Annotated in this window: 14 protein-coding genes; 12 read left to right on the top strand and 2 right to left on the bottom strand. The window is 71.1% G+C overall.

The window, feature by feature from the left end:
- Positions 1 to 42 precede the first annotated feature (42 nt).
- The 6 genes from ACIREE_RS13440 (at position 43) to ACIREE_RS13465 (ending at position 8,674) form a co-directional block, all read left to right on the top strand.
- The gene (locus tag ACIREE_RS13440; RefSeq protein WP_404150548.1) at positions 43 to 1,719 is read left to right on the top strand and encodes an extracellular solute-binding protein; all 1,677 of its coding nucleotides are present in this window, start codon (positions 43 to 45) and stop codon (positions 1,717 to 1,719) included.
- Entirely contained in the window at positions 1,719 to 2,771 is a 1,053-nt protein-coding gene (locus ACIREE_RS13445) for an ABC transporter permease (protein ID WP_404150549.1), read from the top strand. Before ACIREE_RS13440 ends, ACIREE_RS13445 begins: the two co-directional genes overlap by 1 nt.
- Positions 2,768 to 3,694, top strand: coding sequence for a carbohydrate ABC transporter permease (locus ACIREE_RS13450; protein ID WP_404150551.1), 927 nt, complete (start codon positions 2,768 to 2,770; stop codon positions 3,692 to 3,694). The genes ACIREE_RS13445 and ACIREE_RS13450 overlap by 4 nt, the downstream gene beginning before the upstream one ends.
- Positions 3,691 to 5,682 carry a beta-galactosidase gene (locus ACIREE_RS13455; RefSeq protein WP_404150553.1) on the top strand — a complete coding sequence of 664 codons (1,992 nt, stop codon included), beginning with the start codon at positions 3,691 to 3,693 and terminating at the stop codon, positions 5,680 to 5,682. The genes ACIREE_RS13450 and ACIREE_RS13455 overlap by 4 nt, the downstream gene beginning before the upstream one ends.
- On the top strand, positions 5,672 to 7,879 hold the full coding sequence (locus ACIREE_RS13460) for a glycosyl hydrolase family 95 catalytic domain-containing protein (protein ID WP_404150555.1): 2,208 nt from the start codon (positions 5,672 to 5,674) through the stop codon (positions 7,877 to 7,879). The genes ACIREE_RS13455 and ACIREE_RS13460 overlap by 11 nt, the downstream gene beginning before the upstream one ends.
- Positions 7,880 to 7,948: 69 nt before the next feature.
- Complete coding sequence (locus ACIREE_RS13465) at positions 7,949 to 8,674, top strand: hypothetical protein (RefSeq protein ID WP_404150557.1); 726 nt, start codon at positions 7,949 to 7,951, stop codon at positions 8,672 to 8,674.
- Positions 8,675 to 8,698: 24 nt separating this feature from the next.
- On the opposite strand, the gene ACIREE_RS13470 is transcribed toward ACIREE_RS13465, so the two are convergent.
- Together ACIREE_RS13470 and ACIREE_RS13475 are read right to left on the bottom strand one after the other, a co-directional pair.
- Positions 8,699 to 9,715 (bottom strand): LacI family DNA-binding transcriptional regulator, encoded by a 1,017-nt coding sequence (locus tag ACIREE_RS13470; RefSeq protein ID WP_404151206.1) that lies wholly within the window; start codon positions 9,713 to 9,715, stop codon positions 8,699 to 8,701.
- Positions 9,716 to 9,918: 203 nt separating this feature from the next.
- Complete coding sequence (locus tag ACIREE_RS13475; RefSeq protein WP_404150559.1) at positions 9,919 to 10,839, bottom strand: TIGR03564 family F420-dependent LLM class oxidoreductase; 921 nt, start codon at positions 10,837 to 10,839, stop codon at positions 9,919 to 9,921.
- A gap of 253 nt (positions 10,840 to 11,092) precedes the next feature.
- On the opposite strand from ACIREE_RS13475, the gene ACIREE_RS13480 reads away from it, so the two are divergent.
- The 6 genes from ACIREE_RS13480 (at position 11,093) to ACIREE_RS13505 (ending at position 19,070) form a co-directional block, all read left to right on the top strand.
- A complete protein-coding gene (locus tag ACIREE_RS13480; protein WP_404150560.1) occupies positions 11,093 to 11,827 on the top strand; it encodes a YoaK family protein in 735 nt (244 codons plus the stop codon).
- Between the two features lie 283 nt (positions 11,828 to 12,110).
- A complete protein-coding gene (locus ACIREE_RS13485) occupies positions 12,111 to 12,338 on the top strand; it encodes a type A2 lantipeptide (RefSeq protein ID WP_404150562.1) in 228 nt (75 codons plus the stop codon).
- Between the two features lie 134 nt (positions 12,339 to 12,472).
- On the top strand, positions 12,473 to 13,273 hold the full coding sequence (locus ACIREE_RS13490) for an HlyD family efflux transporter periplasmic adaptor subunit (protein WP_404150564.1): 801 nt from the start codon (positions 12,473 to 12,475) through the stop codon (positions 13,271 to 13,273).
- Positions 13,270 to 15,501 carry an NHLP family bacteriocin export ABC transporter peptidase/permease/ATPase subunit gene (locus tag ACIREE_RS13495; protein ID WP_404150566.1) on the top strand — a complete coding sequence of 744 codons (2,232 nt, stop codon included), beginning with the start codon at positions 13,270 to 13,272 and terminating at the stop codon, positions 15,499 to 15,501. Before ACIREE_RS13490 ends, ACIREE_RS13495 begins: the two co-directional genes overlap by 4 nt.
- Position 15,502: 1 nt before the next feature.
- Positions 15,503 to 18,331 (top strand): NHLP bacteriocin export ABC transporter permease/ATPase subunit, encoded by a 2,829-nt coding sequence (locus ACIREE_RS13500; RefSeq protein ID WP_404150568.1) that lies wholly within the window; start codon positions 15,503 to 15,505, stop codon positions 18,329 to 18,331.
- 82 nt (positions 18,332 to 18,413) lie between these two features.
- Positions 18,414 to 19,070, top strand: a complete 657-nt coding sequence (locus ACIREE_RS13505) for an SLATT domain-containing protein (protein WP_404150570.1) — start codon at positions 18,414 to 18,416, stop codon at positions 19,068 to 19,070.
- Positions 19,071 to 19,092: the final 22 nt, after the last annotated feature.

Genomic DNA, 19,092 nt, shown 5'->3' on the forward strand with positions numbered 1-19,092 from the left:
GCTTCGACAAATGCGCGACGCGTTCCTTGAAGGGTTGCAGCAATGACGCCGAACTCGCCTTCCTCCTCCGCTCCCAGCCGGAGAAGATTCCTGGCCTCCACCGCCGTGGCCGCCGCGGCCGTGGCCGGCGGGATGCCGCTGCTCACCGCCTGCGGCGGGTCGGACAGCAAGGACAGGGAAGGCACCACTTCCGGGAAGAACGCCGACAAGCTCCTGCCGACGTTCGTCGCCGGCAAGTTCGCCGCTCCGGACCTGCCGTCGAAGAACGGCTCGGCCGCCGGATACACCGGCAAGGTGGAGCTGTCGGCCCTGGCCGCCTCGGTCCCGAAGGCGCTCGGCACCGGCGCACCGCTCAAGGTCATGTCCCCGCTCTGGGGCACGCCCCCCAAGGGGAACTGCGCCTACTACACGGCGCTCGACAAGGCGGCCGGCACCAGGATCACCTGGCAGAACCAGGACGGCACCACCTACGGCGAGAAGCTCGGCGCCGTGCTCGCCTCCAGCTCGATCCCCGACATGGTGGTCGTGCCGGGCTGGGAGCTGGTCGGCAAGATAGCCAACGCGGTCACCGCGAAGTTCATGGACCTCGGCCCGTATCTGGCGGGCGACAAGGTGAAGAAGTATCCGAACCTCGCGGCGATCCCGTCGGACTCCTGGAAGATGGGCATCTTCGGCGGCGCGCTGCGCGGCATCCCGATGCCGTCCGCCGCGGCGACCTTCAACCCTCCGTACTACCGCAAGGACATCTTCGACGAGAAGGGCTACGAGCTCCCCAAGTCGCCCGACGAGTTCCTGAGTCTGGCGAAGGAGATCACCAGCGCCAAGGCGAAGGTGTACGCCTGCGGCGACATGACCTGGACCGCCTTCAACGTCTTCGGCGTCCGCCCTTCGGGCACGCTCGGCTGGCACGTCGGGGCCGACGGCAAGCTGACGTACCGCATCGAGCAGCCCGAGTACCTCGAGGCGCTGGAATGGACCCGCAAGCTCTTCGCGGCGGGCGTGGTCCACCCCGACGACAAGGCCCGCTCGGGCGACGTGGCACAGCGGTTCACCGCAGGTCAGATCCTTATGTACAACAACGACATGTCCCACTGGTACGTGAAGACCGCTGAACAGGCCAAGTCCAACCCGGACTTCAAGATCGAGGCCATGGACCTCTTCGGTCCCGACGGCGGCGACCCGCACCTGTGGGCGAGCAGCCCCGCCACCATCTGGTCGCTGATCCGCAAGGGAGCGTCGAAGGAGACGGTCGAGAACGCGCTCGCCGCCGCGAACTACGCCGCCGCGCCGTACGGCACCAAGGAGTTCATGAGCGTCAACTACGGCGTCGAGGGCACGCACTACACGGTCAAGGACGGCGTCCCGGTCAAGAACGACCGGGGCAACCAGGAAGTCATCAACGCCTGGCTGATGCTCTCCGCCCCCGCCCCGTACTTCGCGCACCCCGACTTCCCGGACATCGCCCGTCGGCAGGTCGAGTGGGAGCAGCGGCACGGCGCCTTCATGAAGAAGACGTCCACGTACGGCATGAACATCGTCGAGCCGACCCGCTGGGCCAACCTCGCCAGCCAGTTCGAGCAGCTGGAGATCGACTACGTACGCGGCAACAAGAAGCTCTCCGACGTGCAGCAGGCCATCTCCACCTGGAAGTCGTCCGGCGGCGACAAGCTGCGCGCCTGGTACAAGAAGCTCATCGACCAGAACGGCAGCGGCAACTGATGTCTCTCACGGCCGGGAGCAGGCCGGACGGGACGCGTCCCCCGGCGGCCGTCGAAGAGCCGGCGGCCGCCCTCGTCCCGAAGGTCGTTCCCTCGAAGCGCGCGCAGAAGAAGCAGGGGGCCGGGAAGGTCTCCTGGCGGATCCGGCTGCGCCGGGACCGCGCGCTCATCCTGATGACGCTGCCCGCTCTCGGGCTGCTCGTGCTCTTCAACTACATCCCGCTGCTCGGCAACGTGGTCGCCTTCCAGGACTACGACCCGTACGCCTCCACCAACGGCGTGACGGCGATCTTCCACAGCCCCTGGCTGGGCGTGGAGCAGTTCTCCCGGATGATCGACGATCCGCTGTTCTGGGACGCGGCGAAGAACACCGTCATGCTGTTCGTGCTCCAACTCGTGCTGTTCTTCCCGATCCCGATCGCCCTCGCGCTGCTCATCAACAGCGTGATCCGGCCCCGGGTGCGGGCCGTGGCACAGGCGATCATGTATCTGCCGCACTTCTTCTCGTGGGTGCTCGTCGTCACCGTCTTTCAGCAGATCTTCGGCGGCGCGGGCATCATCGCGCAGACGATGGAGAAGCACGGCTGGGGTGCGTTCGACCTCATGACGAACGCGAGCCTGTTCAAGTTCCTGGTCACCGCGCAGTCCGTGTGGAAGGACGCGGGCTGGGGAATCATCGTGTTCCTCGCCGCGCTCGCCGCCGTCTCCACGGATCTGTACGAGGCGGCGGCCATGGACGGCGCGGGCCGCTGGCGCCGGATGTGGCACGTGACGCTGCCCGCGCTGCGCCCGGTGATCGCGCTGCTGCTCGTCCTGCGGGTCGGTGACGCGCTGAGCGTCGGCTTCGAGCAGTTCCTGTTGCAGCGCGACGCGGTGGGCGCGGGCGCCAGCGAGGTCCTCGACACCTATGTGTGGAACATCGGCATCCAGAACGGCGACTTCAGTTACGCGGCCGCGGTCGGCCTGGTCAAGGGAGCCATCGGCGTCGCGCTGGTCCTCGGCGCCAACAAGTTCTCGCATCTGCTCGGCGAGCAGGGGGTGTACAAGAAGTGAGCCTCAACACGCAATTGATCCGCAGCCTGCAGGCGCCCGCCCGCCCCTCGTGGGAGGAGGAGCCCAGCAGGACCGGGCTGACCCTCAAGGGTGGCTTCCTCGCCCTGTGCTGTCTGTGCGTGCTCGCCCCGCTGTGGATCGTGATCGTCACCTCCCTCTCCCCGAAGCCGGTGATCGACCGGGTCGGCGGGCTCGTCGTGATCCCGCAGGACATCACCTTCATCAACTACACGGAACTGCTTGGCGGCGGTCAGGTCAGCCGGGCGATGCTGGTCTCGATCGGCGTCACGCTCGTCGGCACCGTGATCTCCATGGCCGTGTCGGTCCTCGCCGCCTACGGCCTGTCCCGGCCCGGCAGCCTCGGCCACCGGTTCCTGCTGATGGCCCTGATGGTGACCATGTTCTTCGGCGCGGGGCTCATCCCGACCTACCTGCTGGTGCAGTCGCTCGGCCTGACGGACACCTATCTGTCGCTGATCCTGCCGAGCGCGGTCAGCGTCTTCAACATCCTCGTACTGCGCGGCTTCTTCATGGGGATCTCCCCCGAACTCACCGAGTCCGCGCGGATCGACGGCGCGAGCGACCTGCGGATCCTGCTGACCATCATCCTTCCGCTGTCGCGGGCGGTGCTCGCGGTCATCTCGCTGTTCTACGCCGTGGGGTACTGGAGCGCCTGGTTCAACGCGTCGATCTACCTGACGGACCAGCAGATGATGCCGCTGCAGAACGTGCTGAAGCAGCTCGTCCAGAAGAACACGGTGGCCCCGGCCGGCCTCCAGCAGGCCGTCCACACCGGTCAACTCTCCGCACTGGGGCTCCAGATGGCGGTGATGGTGCTCGCCCTCGTACCGGTCGCGATCGCCTCCCCCTTCGTCCAGCGCCACTTCAAGAAGGGCATGCTCACCGGAGCGGTGAAGGGATGAACATCGCACCTGAGGGCCGCCTCATGTTCGGCGGCGACTACAACCCCGAGCAGTGGCCCGAGGAGGTCTGGGCCGAGGACGTGACGCTGATGAAGGAGGCCGGCGTCACCTCCGTCACGCTCGGCGTCTTCTCCTGGGCGAAGCTCGAACCACGCCCAGGCGCACGGGAATTCGGCTGGCTCGACCGGCTGATGGACCTGATGCACGCGCACGGTATCGGCGTCGTCCTCGCGACACCGACCGCCTCGCCGCCGCCGTGGCTCGGCCGCCTGCACCCGGAGACCCTGCCGCGCGACGAGGACGGGCGGACGGTGTGGTGGGGTTCGCGCCAGCAGTTCGCGCACTCCTCCAGTGCCTACCGCCGCTACGCCGCCGCGATCACCGAGGACCTCGCGATCCGCTACGGCCGGCATCCGGCCCTGCGGATGTGGCACATCAACAACGAGTACTGCACGTTCGACTACGGCGACGAGGCGGCCCGCGCGTTCCGCCGCTGGCTGCGCACGAAATACCACTCCCTCGACGCACTCAACGAGGCCTGGGGCACCGCCTTTTGGAGCCAGCACCTCGACACGTGGGAGGACGTGATCCCGCCGCGCCGTGCCCAGTACCTGCGTAACCCCACGCAGCTTCTCGACTTCCGCCGCTTCACCTCGGACGCGCTCATGGAGTGCTACGTCGCCGAGCGCGACCTGGTCCGCCGCCACTCCCCCGCGCACATCCCGGTCACCACCAACTTCATGCCACTGTGGGTGGGGCAGGACGCGTGGGCGTGGGCGGAGCAGGAGGACGTCGTCTCGGTGGATGTCTATCCCGATCCGCGCGACCCGCTGGGCGGTCAGTACAACGCGATGATCGCCGATATGACGCGGGGCCAGGCCCGGGGTCCGTGGATGCTCATGGAGCAGGCGGCGGGGCCGGTGAACTGGCGCGGGGTCAACCATCCCAAGCCGGCCGGCCTCAACCGCCTCTGGTCGTTGCAGGCCGTCGCGCGCGGCGCGGACGCGATCTGTTACTTCCAGTGGCGGCAGTCCCGGCAGGGCGCGGAGAAGTTCCACTCCGGGATGCTCGGCCACGCGGGCGAGGAAGGCCGGACGTTCACCGAGGTGAAACAGATCGGCGCCGAACTCGCCGCCCTCGGACCCGAGGTGACGGGTGCTCATACCCCGTCCGCCATAGCCGTACTGCACGACTGGCACTCGTGGTGGGCGGGTGGACAGGACGGGAGACCGTCGACCAAGGTCGCGTACGAGGAGGTCGTACGGGCCTGGCACCGCGCCCTGTGGGAGGAGCACCTCGCCGCCGACTTCGCGCACCCCGAGCACGACCTGTCCGCGTACAAGGTGGTCGTCGTGCCACAGCTGTACCTGCTGACGGACGCGGCGATCGAGAACCTCCTCGCCTACGTACGAGGCGGCGGAACCCTGGTGTGCGGGTTCTTCACCGGGGTCGCCGACGCCGACGACCGGATACGGCCCGGCGGCATGGACGCCCGGCTGCGGGAGCTGTTCGGCATCCGCACGGTCCACGAGTGGTGGCCGCTGGAGCCGCAGGAGCCGGTGGACTGCGGGGAGTTCGTCGGCACGCTGTGGTCGGAGGAGCTGTCGGCGGCGCCGGACGCCGAGGTGGTGGCCGCGTACCGCGGCGGCGACCTCGACGGGCTGCCCGCCGTGCTGCGCCGCGGCCGCGCCTGGTACCTCTCCACCCTCCCCGACCCCCCGGCGCTGCGCTCGCTGCTCGCGGACGTGGCCGCCGGGGCGGGCGTACGGCCTCCGCTGTCCGGCCTCCCCGCAGGTGTGGAGGCCGTACGCCGGGGCGCGCTGCTGTTCCTGCTGCACCACGGGCGCGGCGAGACCACGGTCACGCTGCCGGACGACGCGACGTACCGGGACGTGCTGAGCGGCGACGAGCACACGGGGTCCGTGCCGCTCGGCCGGTTCGGCGTCACCGTCCTCGCGCGCGGGTCACGGGGGTCCGGTGCTGCCTGAGCATCCGCACGGCACGTGGGAGCCGGCGCCGGCCGGGCGCTGGGAGGACGCCTTCCTCAGCGGCAACGGCCGGCACGGCGCCCTCGTGTTCGGCGATCCGCACGACGACCGGGTGATCGTCACGCAGCACGCGCTGGTCCGCCCGGACGGCGGACCGCAGCCGCGGCCGCCCGCGCTGGCCGCCCGGCTCCCGGAGCTGCAGGACCGGTTGCTGGCCGGTGACGTGAGCGCCGCCGAGCGGTTCACGGACGGCCGCGACCTGCGGTGGGTGCGGGCGTTCCATCCCGCCTTCCAGGTGCGGTTCGTACGGGACAGCGTGGTGTGGCGCGGCTACCGGCGCGCGGTCGACTTCGCGACGGGCGTCGCGGAGGCGCGGTGCGGCGGCTGGCGCGGCCGGGTGTTCGTGTCGCGCGCGGACGACGTCGTCGTGCAGTACGTCACCGGGCCCGGACTCGACGGGGAGCTCTCGCTCGACCACCGGCTCGCCGGGGTGCCGGGCGGGCTCGGGGTCGGCCGCGCGGTCGTACTGACGCCGGGGGGCGCCCAGTTGACGCTGCGCTGCCGGTACCCCGGAAGCGACCTGGCGTACACCGGGGTGACGCTCGCGCTCACCCACGGCGGGCGCACCTCGGTGGGCGCCACGGGGATCCGGGTCGAGGGCGCGAACGGCCTGCTGCTGCTCACCCGGGTGCGGCGGCACATCGGGGAGCTGGACGCGGGCACCGAGGCGGCCGGCCTCGCGGCGCTGGTGACCGGCGACCCGGCGGTGACGTACGCCGATCTCCTCGCCCGGCACGAGGCGCCGCACCGCGCCGCGTACGAGAGGGTGACGTTCGACCTGAACGCGCCGCGCGCCGAACGGGGGTTGCCCGGCAGCGAGTTGCTGGGGCGCCCGGAGAGCCATGCCCTCCTGGAGCGGCTGTTCGCGGCGGGCCGCTACCACCTGCTCAGCGCGTCCGGTGCACTGCCGCCCCGGCTCACCGGGCTGTGGACCGGCGCGTGGGACACGGCCTGGTCGGGGGCGTTCACCACGGATGCCAACCTCAACCTGCAGACGGCCTCCGCGGCCGTTTGCGCACTGCCTGAGGTGACGGAGGCCCAAGGGGCTTTGATCAAGAGCCAGTTGCCGGACTGGCGGGACAACGCGCGGGAGATCTTCGGGGCGCGCGGCATCGTCGCGCCCGCGCACACCGACGGTGGATCGGGGCACGCGTACCACTTCCAGCGGGAGTGGCCGATGCATCTATGGACGGCGGGCGCCGACTGGCTCCTCACCCCCCTCGTGGAAGAGGCCGAGACGACCGGGCAGCGGCCCGCCTGGCTGGGCGCGGCACTGGCCGAAGTGGCCCTGTTCTACGAGGACTTCCTGAGCCGGACGGGACCCGACGGGCGCGTGGTGATCGTGCCCTCGTACTCGCCGGAGAACCGGCCCGCGAACGCGAGCTGGGGCACCCTGAACGCCACGATGGACATCGCGGCGGCCCGGCACGCCCTGCGCACCGCGGCCGCCTGGCACCCGGGTCCCGACGGCGACCGGTGGCGTGCGCTCGCCGGCCGGCTGCCCGACTACCGGGTCAACTCCGAGGGCGCGCTCGCCGAATGGGCCTGGCCGGACCTCGAAGACTCCTACGACCACCGGCACCTCAGCCATCTCTACCCGGTGTGGCCGCACCACGACATCAATCCGTACGACACCCCCGAGTGGGCGAAGGCGGCGCACCGGGCCCTCGAACTGCGCGGCGCGGAGAACGGCTCGGCGCACGGCCACCTCCACCACGCCCTGATCGCGGCCCGCCTGCGCGACGCGTCCCGGGTCGGTGACGCCCTGCGCCAGGTGCTGACCGGCGACTACTTCCACCGCTCGCTGATGAGCGCGCACTATCCGCGCCGCGACGTCTACAACGCCGACGCCGCGCACACGCTGCCCGCGCTGCTCACCGAGTCGCTCCTGCAGTCCACACCGGACCGGCTCGTCCTGCTGCCCGCGCTGCCGTCCTGCTGGCCGCGCGGCGCCGTGTCCGGGCTGCGCACCCGGTTCGGCGCACGCGTCGACCTGGCCTGGGGCGGTGGCACCTGCACGGCCGTCGTCCGGCCCGACCGGGACGCGGACGTGGACCTCAAGACCCCGGCCGGCGGACCCGGGCGACTGCGCCTGACCGCGGGCGAGGACCGCGAACTCACGGTGAGTACGCGGTAGTTCAGTTTCCGAGCACCTCCCCCACGCTCATCCCTCACGATGACCCCCACGATCATGGAAAGGGACCCCATGGAACCTGCACCCACCACAGAGCACTCCCTACGACGCCGCACCCTGCTCGGAGCCGCACTGGCGGCCTCCGCGGCAGTCGCGCTCGCCGCCGCCCCCGCGCAGGCGGCGATCTGGTCGTCGTCCGACCAGTGGGGCAACTACACCACGGCGGACGGCTACACGCTCTACAACAACATCTGGGGCTCGGGCGCCGGCTCCCAGAGCATCTGGGCCAACTCCTCGTCGAACTGGGGGGTGTCGGCGAACCACGCGAACACGGGCGGCATCAAGTCCTACCCGAACGCCAAGAAGGTCGTGAACAAGCCGATCAACTCGCTGTCCTCGCTCACCAGCGGCTACAACGTGACGGTGCCGTCCTCGGGCGCGTACAACACGTCGTACGACATCTGGGACAGCGACTACGACTACGAGGTCATGCTCTGGGTCAACTACAACGGAGCCGTCGGCCCGCTCGGCACCTCGCAGGGCAACGTCACGCTCGGCGGTCACACCTGGACCGTCTACAAGGGCAACAACGGCGCCAACGAGGTCTACTCGTTCCTGCGCACCTCGGATTCGACGTCCGGCACGGTGAACATCCTGCCGATCCTCAAGTGGATCAAGGACACCAAGGGATGGTGGGGCAACGAGACGATCGGTGACGTCCAGTTCGGCTACGAGATCACCTCGTCGTCCGGCGGCCTGAACTTCACCACGAACGGCTTCAACGTCTCCAGCAGCTGACCCGGTCCGGCACGGACGTGCGGCTCAGGCTCCGACCGGGGCCTGGGCCGCGCTCTCGCGAAGCGTCAACTCCGGGGCGAGCAGGACGACTTCCTCGTCCGAGCCGCGCCCCTCGATCCGCGCGATGACCTGCTCGACGGCGCGCCGCCCCATCTCCTGCGCGGGTACCGCGACCGAGGTGAGCGGCACCGAGGCGTGCGCGGCGACCTGCTCGGGGCAGACGGCGACGACCGACACGTCCTCCGGAACGGCGCGGCCCGACTGGCGCAGCAGGGCGAGCAGCGGGTCGGTGGCGGCCTCGTTCTGCACGACGAACGCCGTCGTGCCCGGCCGCTCGTCGAAGATCCGCGACAACGTTGCCGAAACCGAGGCGTACGAGCCCTCGCAGGGGCGGTGCAGGACCCGCAGGCCCAGCTCGGCGCTGCGCTCGCGCAGGCCCGTCAGGGTCCGCTCGGCGAAGCCGGTGCGCCGCTCGTACACCGCGGCGGCCTCGCCGATGACCGCGATCTCACGGTGCCCGAGGTCGGCCAGGTGCTCGGCACAGACGGCGCCGGCGGCGCCGAAGTCGAGGTCCACACAGGTGAGTCCCGCGGTGTCGGCCGGAAGTCCGATCAGGACGGCGGGCCGGCCGGCGGTACGCAGCAGCGGCAGCCGCTCGTCGTCCAGCTCGACATCCATCACGATCATGGCATCGGCGAGCGCGCTGCCCTCTATGCGGCGCACCGCCTGGGCGCCTTCTTCGCCGGTGAGCAGCAGGATGTCGTAGCCGTGCGTGCGGGCGGCCGTGGTGACGGCCATGGCGATCTCCATCATCACCGGCACATACATGTCGGTGCGCAGCGGCACCATCAGCGCGATGATGTTCGACTTGCTGCTGGCCAGGGCACGCGCGCCCGCGTTCGGGTGGTAGCCGAGCCGGCGGACGCTGCTCTCGACGCGCTCGCGGGTGGCGGCGGAGATGGACCGCTTGCCGCTGAGGACGTAGCTCACGGTGCTGGCGGAGACTCCGGCGTGCCGGGCGACCTCTGCGAGCGTGACCATGTCGTTCTCCTGAGCCGTGACGAGGGGCGCCGACGCGAAGCGCTTCGACGGGGACAGAGTGCCTGAGCTGTTCGACATGCCGACCCTATGGGGGCCGACGGTTGCCTGTCCAGATGGCCGTCGAAGCGCTTCGACAGCGGGGATCCGCCCCGCTGTCTCCCCACAGGGTAATGACAGGGTGCGGTGCTCGTGCAGCCCCTGGATCAGGCCAGTTCGCCCAGCACTTCCCACGTGCGCAGCCGGGCGTCGTCGCCGCCCACCTCGGTGCTGCCGAGGACGACGTCGGTGGCGCCCGCGTCACGGTAGCGGCGGACCGCGTCCACGAGGTTCTTCTCGTCGCCGACGACGGCGAGTTCGGCCGGGTGGCTGTGGCCGGAGAGCTCGACGACGCGGGCGTAGGACGGGATCTGCGCGTAGAACGAGAGCCGCTCGTGGAGCCGCGGGCGCAGCGCGTCCGGATCCCGGGTGACGACGCCCGGCACGAACGCGACGATGCGCGGTGCCGGGCGGCCCGCTTCCTCGGCGGCCCGGGTGACCTCGGGGACGATGTGCTCCTCCAGAGCGCGCGGCCCCGCGAGATACGGCAGGATCCCGTCGGCGAGACGGCCGCTGACGCGCAGCGCCTGGGGGCCCATCGCGGCGACGAGCAGCGGAACGGGGGGCGTGGCGCCGGGCACGCGGGCCGGCAGCGGGGTCTTCGCGGTGATCAGCTCGCCTTCGAAGTCGGCCTCCCCGGTGTCCAGCAACTGCCGTAGCACGGTGAGGAATTCGCGCAGGCGGCCGACGGGCCGCTCGAAGGGCAGGCCGAGGGCGCCCTCGGCGAGCAGCTTCGTGCCGAGCGCGAGCCCGAGGTGGTAGCGGCCCCCGGTGGCCGCCTGGGCCGTCTGCGCCTGGCTCGCCACGAACAGCGGGTGGCGGCCGAAGACGGGGATCGCGGAGGTGCCCACGTGGATGTCGGGGACGGCGCTGCCCACGAGCGCCGCGACCATCGGGGAGTCGAAGCCGAGGGTCTGCCCGAACCACAGGGACGTGATGCCGGACGCGCGGGCCTCCCGGGCCTGGCGCACGGCGTCGTCGATGAGGAGGTTGCTGCCGGACGTGTCGAGTGTCACTCCCACTGTCATGCCGGGGAGAACGCGCCCGTACAGGCGGTGAATTCCCCCTGGATCGTGAACAGTTCGTGTCACGGCGGGGGCTGCCACGCTCCCGTCCGGGCGCGGGCACTGTCCATCAGCGGCTCCGCGGCCGGTGTCGGGCCGGGACGCCCTCATCGATCCGAAGGCATCTCCGGTCGGCATCGCGAATGCACCCCGGACCGGCACGCCCGCGCGGCGAGCTGCGGACGCCCGCTCCCTTCCCCGGCCTACCGTCGGCGGTATGAACAGACGCGCCCAGATCTCCCTTCTGTTGCTCGCGGCGGCCTCGGGCTGCGTCGACGCGCTGGCGTTCACGGTGCTGGGGACCGTGTTCGCCGGTGTGATGACCGGGAACCTCGTGCTGCTCGGTGTGGCGGTCGGGCACCTGGGACACGGCCCCGGTACAGGGGAGGGGATGTCCGCTCCCCTGTACGCGCTCGGCGGATACGTCGTGGGGGCCGCGCTCGTCGCCTTCGTGTGCCGGGGCGTGGCGCGGCGCCCCGAGTGGCCGGGCCGGGTCGTGGCGTGCCTCGCGGCGCAGGCCGTCCTGCTCGCGGGGGTCGCCGTGGTGGCCGCGGTGTTCGACGGGCACCCCGGCGCCGCCTGGCGGACGGTGCTGCTCGTCGTCGCCGCCGTGTCGATGGGCGGGCAGTCCGCGGCGATGGTCGCGGCGGGGTCGGGCGCCGCGCCCACGACCTATTTCACCGGGACCCTCACCACGCTCGTCACCGGGATCGCGGACGGGTCGCCGCGCGGGGCCGGTCAACTGTGGGTCGCCGCGCGGCTTCTCGCGGTCGTCGGCGGGGCCGCGTGCGCCGTCGCCGTGCACACCGGCGCACCGGCGTGGGGGTTCGTGCCACCGGCCGTGCTCACAGCCGCGGCCGTGGCGTGCCAAGAACCTGCACAGCGATTGCGCAGAGCGGTCACGCCCGTTCACAAAAATCCATTGCACGGTACAGACAACGAAACCAATTGATGCGCGAGTGTCCATTTTGCTGAAAGTGGTCCAGGCCTTCGGGCAATTCGCTCCGTGAAGGTTGTGAAGGTGCTGCCACGGGCCCGTGAATAAGCCTGCACCTGGCGGTAATTGACCTCGCACATCCACCCTCACCGGGGACGTTCCGATTAGCTGTGCGACGCGTCGACGTGCTTTGATCCTCGGCACCGCAGGACATCACGGATTCGCCTCCACCGATTTCGTGATGCGTTCCGCGTTTTTCGAATTACCCAGATACCCACTGAGAAGGGCGGCTCTCCTCATGAGCAACACCCCCCAGGTCCAGACCCTCGAGATCTCCGACGCCGAGCTCGACAACGTCTCCGGCGGCCTGCTCGGCGGCGTCGCCGGCAACCTGACCGGCACCGTCGACTCGATCGCCCCGGTCTCGGGCGTCGTCGCCGGCGTCACCGGCACGGTCGAGGGCCTGACCGGCGTCAACGCCGGTGCCGTCACGGGTCTGGCCACCGGCCTGGTCTCCGGCCTCTGAGTCGGATCCCACGGATCACGCGGCCGCCGACCTGACCGGCGGCGGCCCCCAAGGCCTCGGGACCTCTGGTCCCGGGGCCTTCGGGCGCGTCCGGGCCGCCCCGCCCGGCCTGGAGAAACGTAAGGGAAACACCCGTGCAGTTCCGCCAACAGGCCCTCACCAAACTGCAGTCGCCGGAGGACCTCGACCTGCCGGTGCGCCTCGCACGGCCCCAGGGCGTGCTGGCCCTCGCCGTGACCCTCGTCGTCATGGCCGCCGCCTGTGTGTGGGCCGTGACCGGTTCGGTCTCCTCGACGCTCAAGGCGAGCGGCATCCTCACCTACGGACAGGGCAGTTACGTCCTCCAGACCCCGGTCACCGGCCAGGTCACCGGCCTGTACGTGAAGGAGGGGCAGCGCGTCACCGCGAACGCGCCGCTGCTCAAGGTCCGTACGGAGCAGGGGAACCGGGTCGTGCGCGCGATCGACGCGGGCCGGGTCACGGCGCTCGTCGCGCGGATCGGCGCGGTCATCACCACCGGCGCGGACGTCGCGACGCTGGAGAAGACCGGTTCGGCGCGTGATCCGCTGCTCGCGATGTTGTACGTGCCCGCGACCGGCGCGGCGAACGTGCCCGCGGGCGCCTCGGTCGATCTCACCGTGCCCGCGGCCCAGAACTACGGAGTGCTGCGCGGCAAGGTGAAGGCGGTCGGCCGCGGCGCGCAGACCCGGCGGCAGGTCACCGACTTCCTCGGGGACGGCGAACTGGCCGCACAGTTCACGAAGGGCGGCACCCGCGTGCCGGTGCTCGTGCAGCTGACGAAGACTGCGTCCACCCCGTCCGGTTACGCCTGGTCGACCGCGGACGGGCCGCCCTTCCCGCTCACCTCCATGACCCTCGCCTCCGGCGCCGTGCACCTCGCCGAGCAGCGCCCGATGGATTGGCTGCTCCCGTGACCACCACTTCCCTTCCGCCCGCGGGCCATCGTCACAGTCGCCGCCGGGCCAGGCCCGCTCCCCCGCCGCCCAGACGCCGCAAGACGGTACGTACGCCCACGGTGCTGCAGATGGAGGCCGTCGAGTGCGGCGCGGCGGCTCTGGGCATGGTGCTCGCGCACCACGGCCGGCACGTCCCGCTGGAGGAGCTGCGCATCGCGTGCGGCGTCTCGCGGGACGGCTCGCGCGCCAGCAACCTCCTGAAGGCGGCGCGCAGTTACGGCATGACCGCCAAGGGCATGCAGATGGAACCGGCGGCGCTCGCCGACGTCCAGGGTCCGGCGATCCTGTTCTGGGAGTTCAACCACTACGTCGTCTACGACGGCACGGGGCGGCGCTTCGGGCGGCGCGGCGTGTACATCAACGACCCGGACAAGGGCCGCAGGTTCGTGGCCACGGAGGACTTCGACACCAGCTTCACCGGCGTGGTGCTCGTTGTCGAACCGGGCGAGAACTTCCGTACGGGCGGGCGCCGTCCTGGCGTGTGGAAGGCGCTGCCGGGGCGCCTTCGCGGCACGACCGGCACCATGCTGGCCGCACTGCTCGCGAGCCTGCTCCTGGTGGCGGTGGGCGCGGCGGTGCCCGCGCTCAGCAAGACGTACATCGACCTGTTCCTGATCGGCGACCAGACCTCGCTGCTCGGCGCGCTGTTCGCGTCGATGGGCGCGATGGTGGCCCTCACCGGTGTCCTCACCTGGCTGCAGCAGGCGAATCTGCTGCGCGGCCGCATCATCTCCTCGACGCTGAGCAGCGCCCGCTTCTTCCGGCATCTGCTGCGCCTGCCGGTCACGTTCTTCGCGCAGCGCAGCCCGGCCGATCTCGTGCAGCGGCTCCAGTCCAACGACGCGGTCGCCGAGACCCTGGCCCGCGATCTCACCGCGGCCGGCGTCGACGGCATCGTGGTGCTGTTGTACGCGGTGCTGCTGTGGACGTACGACCCGCAGCTGACGATGATCGGCGTCGGCATCGCGCTGCTGAACGTGGTGGCGATGCGGATCGTCGTACGGCTGCGCGCGACCGGTACCCAGAAGCTGCGGGCGGATTCGGCGCGGCTCACCAACACCTCGTACACCGGCCTTCAGCTGATCGAGACGATGAAGGCCACCGGTGGTGAGAACGGGTACTTCCGGCGGTGGGCGGGGCAGCACGCGACGACCCTGGAGGAGCAGCAGAAGCTCGGGGTGCCGAGCGCGTGGCTCGGCGTCGTCGCGCCGACGCTCGCGGCGCTGAACAGTGCGCTGATCCTGTGGATCGGCGGGCTGCGGGCCGTCGAGGGGCATCTGTCGGTGGGTCTGCTGGTCGCGTTCCAGGCGCTCGTCACCCGCTTCACCGCGCCGATCACGCGGCTCAACGGGGTCGCGGGCCGCATCCAGGACTTCGCCGCCGACGTGGCGCGCCTGAAGGATGTCGAGAACTTCCCCGTCGACACGCTGTACGCGCGCCCGGAGGCGGTGCAGAGCACGCGCAGGCTCAAGGGGCACGTCGCCCTGGAGAACATCACGTTCGGCTACAGCCCGCTCGACAAGCCGCTCCTGTCGGAGTTCTCGCTGACGGTCGGGCCCGGTCAGCAGGTGGCGCTCGTCGGCGGTTCCGGCAGCGGCAAGTCGACGGTGTCCCGGCTGATCTCGGGTCTCTACGCGCCGTGGGAGGGCGTCATCCGGATCGACGACCGGCGCCTGGACGACATCCCGCGCGGCGCGCTCGCCGCGTCCGTGTCCTTCGTCGACCAGGACGTCTTCCTCTTCGAGGGCACGGTGCGCGACAACGTGGCGCTGTGGGACCCCTCGATCCCGGACGAGGCGGTCGCCGACGCGCTGCGTGACGCGAGCCTGTACGACGTGGTGGCGCGGCGGCCCGGGGGGCTGCACAGCCGCGTCGAGCAGGACGGCCGCAACTTCTCCGGCGGCCAGCGCCAGCGCCTGGAGATCGCACGGGCGTTGGTACGCCGCCCCAGCATCCTGGTTCTCGACGAGGTGACGAGCGCGCTCGACGCCGAGACCGAGCAGACCGTGATGGACAACATCCGGCGGCGCGGCTGCGCCTGCGTGATCATCGCGCACCGGCTCAGCACGGTGCGCGACAGCGACGAGATCGTGGTGCTCGACCACGGACAGGTCGTCGAGCGCGGCCGCCACGAACATCTGGTGGCGGCCGGCGGGCCCTACGCCGAGCTGGTCAGGGAGCACTGAAGTGACGTACACAGAGCAGGAGTTCACCCAACACGCCGCCTCGGACCAGGTGGTGGCGGCGTTCGGCGGGCTCGGCACGCCGGTCGACTGCACCGGTCTGCGCAGCCTGCCGCTTGAGGGGCCGCAGGTGCTGTGGCTCGTCGTGGGCGGCGCGCTCGACCTGTTCGCCGTGGACGCGCACTCCCAGGGGCACTGGCACTTCCTGGGCCGTCTGGAGCCGGGCACGCTGCTGCTCGGCCCCGTCGAGGGCACCCAGCACACCCTGGTGGGACGCCCGCTGACGGGCTGCGCGATGCGCCGCATCCCCCTGCGCGAGCTGCCGTACGCGCCGCCGTCCTACGAGGGTGCGTACGACATGGCGTGGAGCCTGCTGGAGGAGGCGTTCGCACTCGGTGTCGGGCGCGGCCAGCGGGTGCTGTTCGAGGCACCCCTCAACGAACGTGCCGGACACACGGCGGACCACGACGTGACCGGCGACGACGACGTGCTGTGGCCCCAACTCGCCCCGGGCAGCGTGCAGTACGGGTCGGCGTACGCCGCCGACGCGGCCGGTGATCTGCTGATGGACGGCGAACTGTGGCAGCGGATGGTGAACCAGCAGTACCGGCTCCTGGCCACGCTCGACCGGTGGATCGAACGCATGGAGAGCGCGCACGAGGACCGGACGGCGGCCGGGATCCGCGCGGGCGAGGCCGTTCGTGAGCAGGCCGACCGGACTCTGCTCGCCTCGATCGGCACGCGCGGGCGGCGCGGCCGCGGAGCGCAGGGCGGGGTCGACGCGACGAACGCGGCCTGCAAAATGGTGGCGGACGCGTCCGGCATCACCCTGGTGGAGCCGGGCCACGGCGGCGCGGTCAGCGATCGGATCGACCCGGTCGAGCAGATCGCGGTCGCCTCGCGGATCCGCACCCGCCCGGTACGGCTCGTCGGGCCCTGGTGGCGCCAGGACACGGGGCCGCTGGTCGGCTTCCGGGCCACGTCCGGGGCGCCGGTCGCGCTGCTGTGGCGGCGCGGCGGTTACGAGGCCGTGCACCCCTCCGCCGACCGGGGCACGCGGATCGACGAGGACACCGTGGAGGACTTCGAGGAACGCGCCGTGATGCTCTACCGGCCGCTGCCCGAGGGTAAGTTGACTCCCTGGCGGCTCGCCCGGTTCAGTCTGCGGGCCGCGGCCTCCGACGTGCGCAGGCTCCTGCTCGCGGGTCTTGTCACGGTGGGGCTCGGCGCGCTCGTGCCCGTCGCGACGGGCCAGGTCCTCGGCACGTACGTACCGAACGCGCAGACGAGCCTGATCACCCAGGTCTCGCTCGCCGTGGTGATCACCAGCATCGTGTCGGCGGTCTTCATGCTGCTGCAGAACGTGACGGTGCTGCGGGTCGAGGGCCGCGTCGAGAGCGTGCTCCAACCCGCCGTCTGGGACCGCCTGTTGAAACTGCCCACGCGGTTCTTCGCGGCGCGCTCCACCGGCGAGCTGGCGAGCGCGGCGATGGGCATCAGCGCGATCCGCAGACTGCTGTCCGGGGTGGGCCCGGTGGCCGTGCAGTCGGTGACGATCGGCGCGATGAACCTGGTGATGCTGCTCTTCTACAGCGTGCCGCTGGCGCTGGCCGCGCTCGGCATGCTGGTGGTCGTGGCGGCCGTCTTCCTCACCCTCGGGCTGTGGGAACTGCGCTGGCAGCGTCGCCTGGTGGTGCTCAGCAACAAGCTCAACAACCGGGCGTTCCAGACCTTGCGCGGCCTGCCGAAGCTGCGGGTCGCGGGGGCGGAGAGCTTCGCGTACGCGGCGTGGGCCAAGGAGTTCGCGCGCAGCCGGGACCTGCAGCGCCGGGCCGGCCGCATCAAGAACGTGACGACGGTCCTCAACACCGTCTATCTGCCGCTGTGTTCGCTGGTGATGTTCATGCTGCTCGCGGGGCCCGCGCGGGGCAGCCTGTCGGCGGCCGCGTTCCTCACCTTCAACACGGCGGTGACGATGCTCCTGACGTCCGTGACGCAGCTGACGGGCGCGCTGGTCTCGGCGGCCGCCGTACTGCCCATGTACGAGCAGATCAAGCCGGTCCTCGACGCGGAGCCCGAGGTGCGCGGGTCCGCGACCCAGCCGGGCGAGCTCACCGGATCGCTGGAGGCGCGCGGCCTCTCCTTCCGCTACACCGACGACGGGCCACTGGTCCTGGACGACGTGTCGCTGGCGATCCGCCCCGGCGAGTTCGTGGCCGTGGTCGGCGAGAGCGGCTGCGGCAAGTCGACCCTGCTGCGCCTGCTCATCGGCTTCGACGCACCGACGTCCGGCAGCGTCCTCTACGACAGCCAGGACCTCTCGGCGCTCGACCAGGCGGCGGTGCGGCGCCAGTGCGGAGTCGTCCTGCAGAACGCGCAGCCGCTGACCGGCTCGATCCTCGACTGCATCTGCGGCGCCGAGGCGTTCACGCAGGAGGAGGCCATGGCGGCGGCGGAGATGGCGGGCCTGGCCGAGGACATCAAGCGGATGCCGATGGGGCTGCACACGATGATCGCGGGCGGCGGCGCGATCTCCGGCGGGCAGCGCCAACGGCTCATGATCGCGCAGGCATTGATCCGCCGCCCGCGCATCCTCTTCTTCGACGAGGCGACGAGCGCGCTCGACAACGAGACCCAGCGGATCGTGATCGACAGCACGCGGGCGCTGCACGCGACCCGGATCGTGATCGCGCACCGCCTGTCCACGGTCCTGGACGCGGACCGGGTGGTCGTCATGTCGGCAGGACGCGTCGTCCAGCAGGGTGCGCCCGCGGATCTCCTCGCGGACACGGGCGGCCGGTTGCACGAGCTGGTGCGGCGGCAGATGACGTGAGTGACGGACGGAGCCGCGACAGAGGGCGCTCCGACCGGTTACGCTCACAGTGAGTGAACTCGCCTATAGCCGGGTGGTGTTGATGCTGCGTCGGGGGATCAGCGGTGACACAGCGGGTGACGGCCGCGTGCGCCCGCGCCGCGATCTGCGGAGCCGGCCGTTCCCCGCGGTCGCGGGCGGCACCCCGCAGGCGCGGCGCGACGCCCTGACGGCGATCCGTGCCTGGGCCGAGCAGGAGGCCGAGGACACCGTCGACTGGTATCTGAGCGACCGCCGGCGCAAGCGGCTCGGTTCCCGCTTCATCCGCGGCCTGACGATCCTGCTGGCCGTGGCGGGGACCACCGTCCCCCTCGCGGGTTCGCTGGAGGGAGGCCCGCCCCAGGCGCTGGGCTACGTGCTGCTCGCCGCGGCCGCCGGGTGCAAGGGCTTCGACCATTTCTTCGGGCTCTCCGCCGCGTGGATGCGGGACATGGCGGCGGCGCAGGCGCTGCGCACGAAGCTGAGCGAGTTCCGGCTCGCGTGGTCGCGTGAGGAGTTGCGCGCCGGAGCTCTCGCGGACGGGATCACACCGCGGGATCTGGAGCTGCGGATGGACCTGATCACCGGGCTCGTGTCGGCCGTGCACGCCCAGGTAGAGGGCGAGACGGCGAACTGGCTGACCGAATTCGCGGCGAGCGAGCAGCAGTTGAGAGAACAGACGGTGGTGCCCGGGCCGGCGGCGGCGCCGCCGGGACGCTGAGTCGGAGTCCGGAACGGGGGCG

This window comes from Streptomyces sp. NPDC102467 (genome assembly GCF_044765445.1).
Lineage (GTDB): Bacteria > Actinomycetota > Actinomycetes > Streptomycetales > Streptomycetaceae > Streptomyces.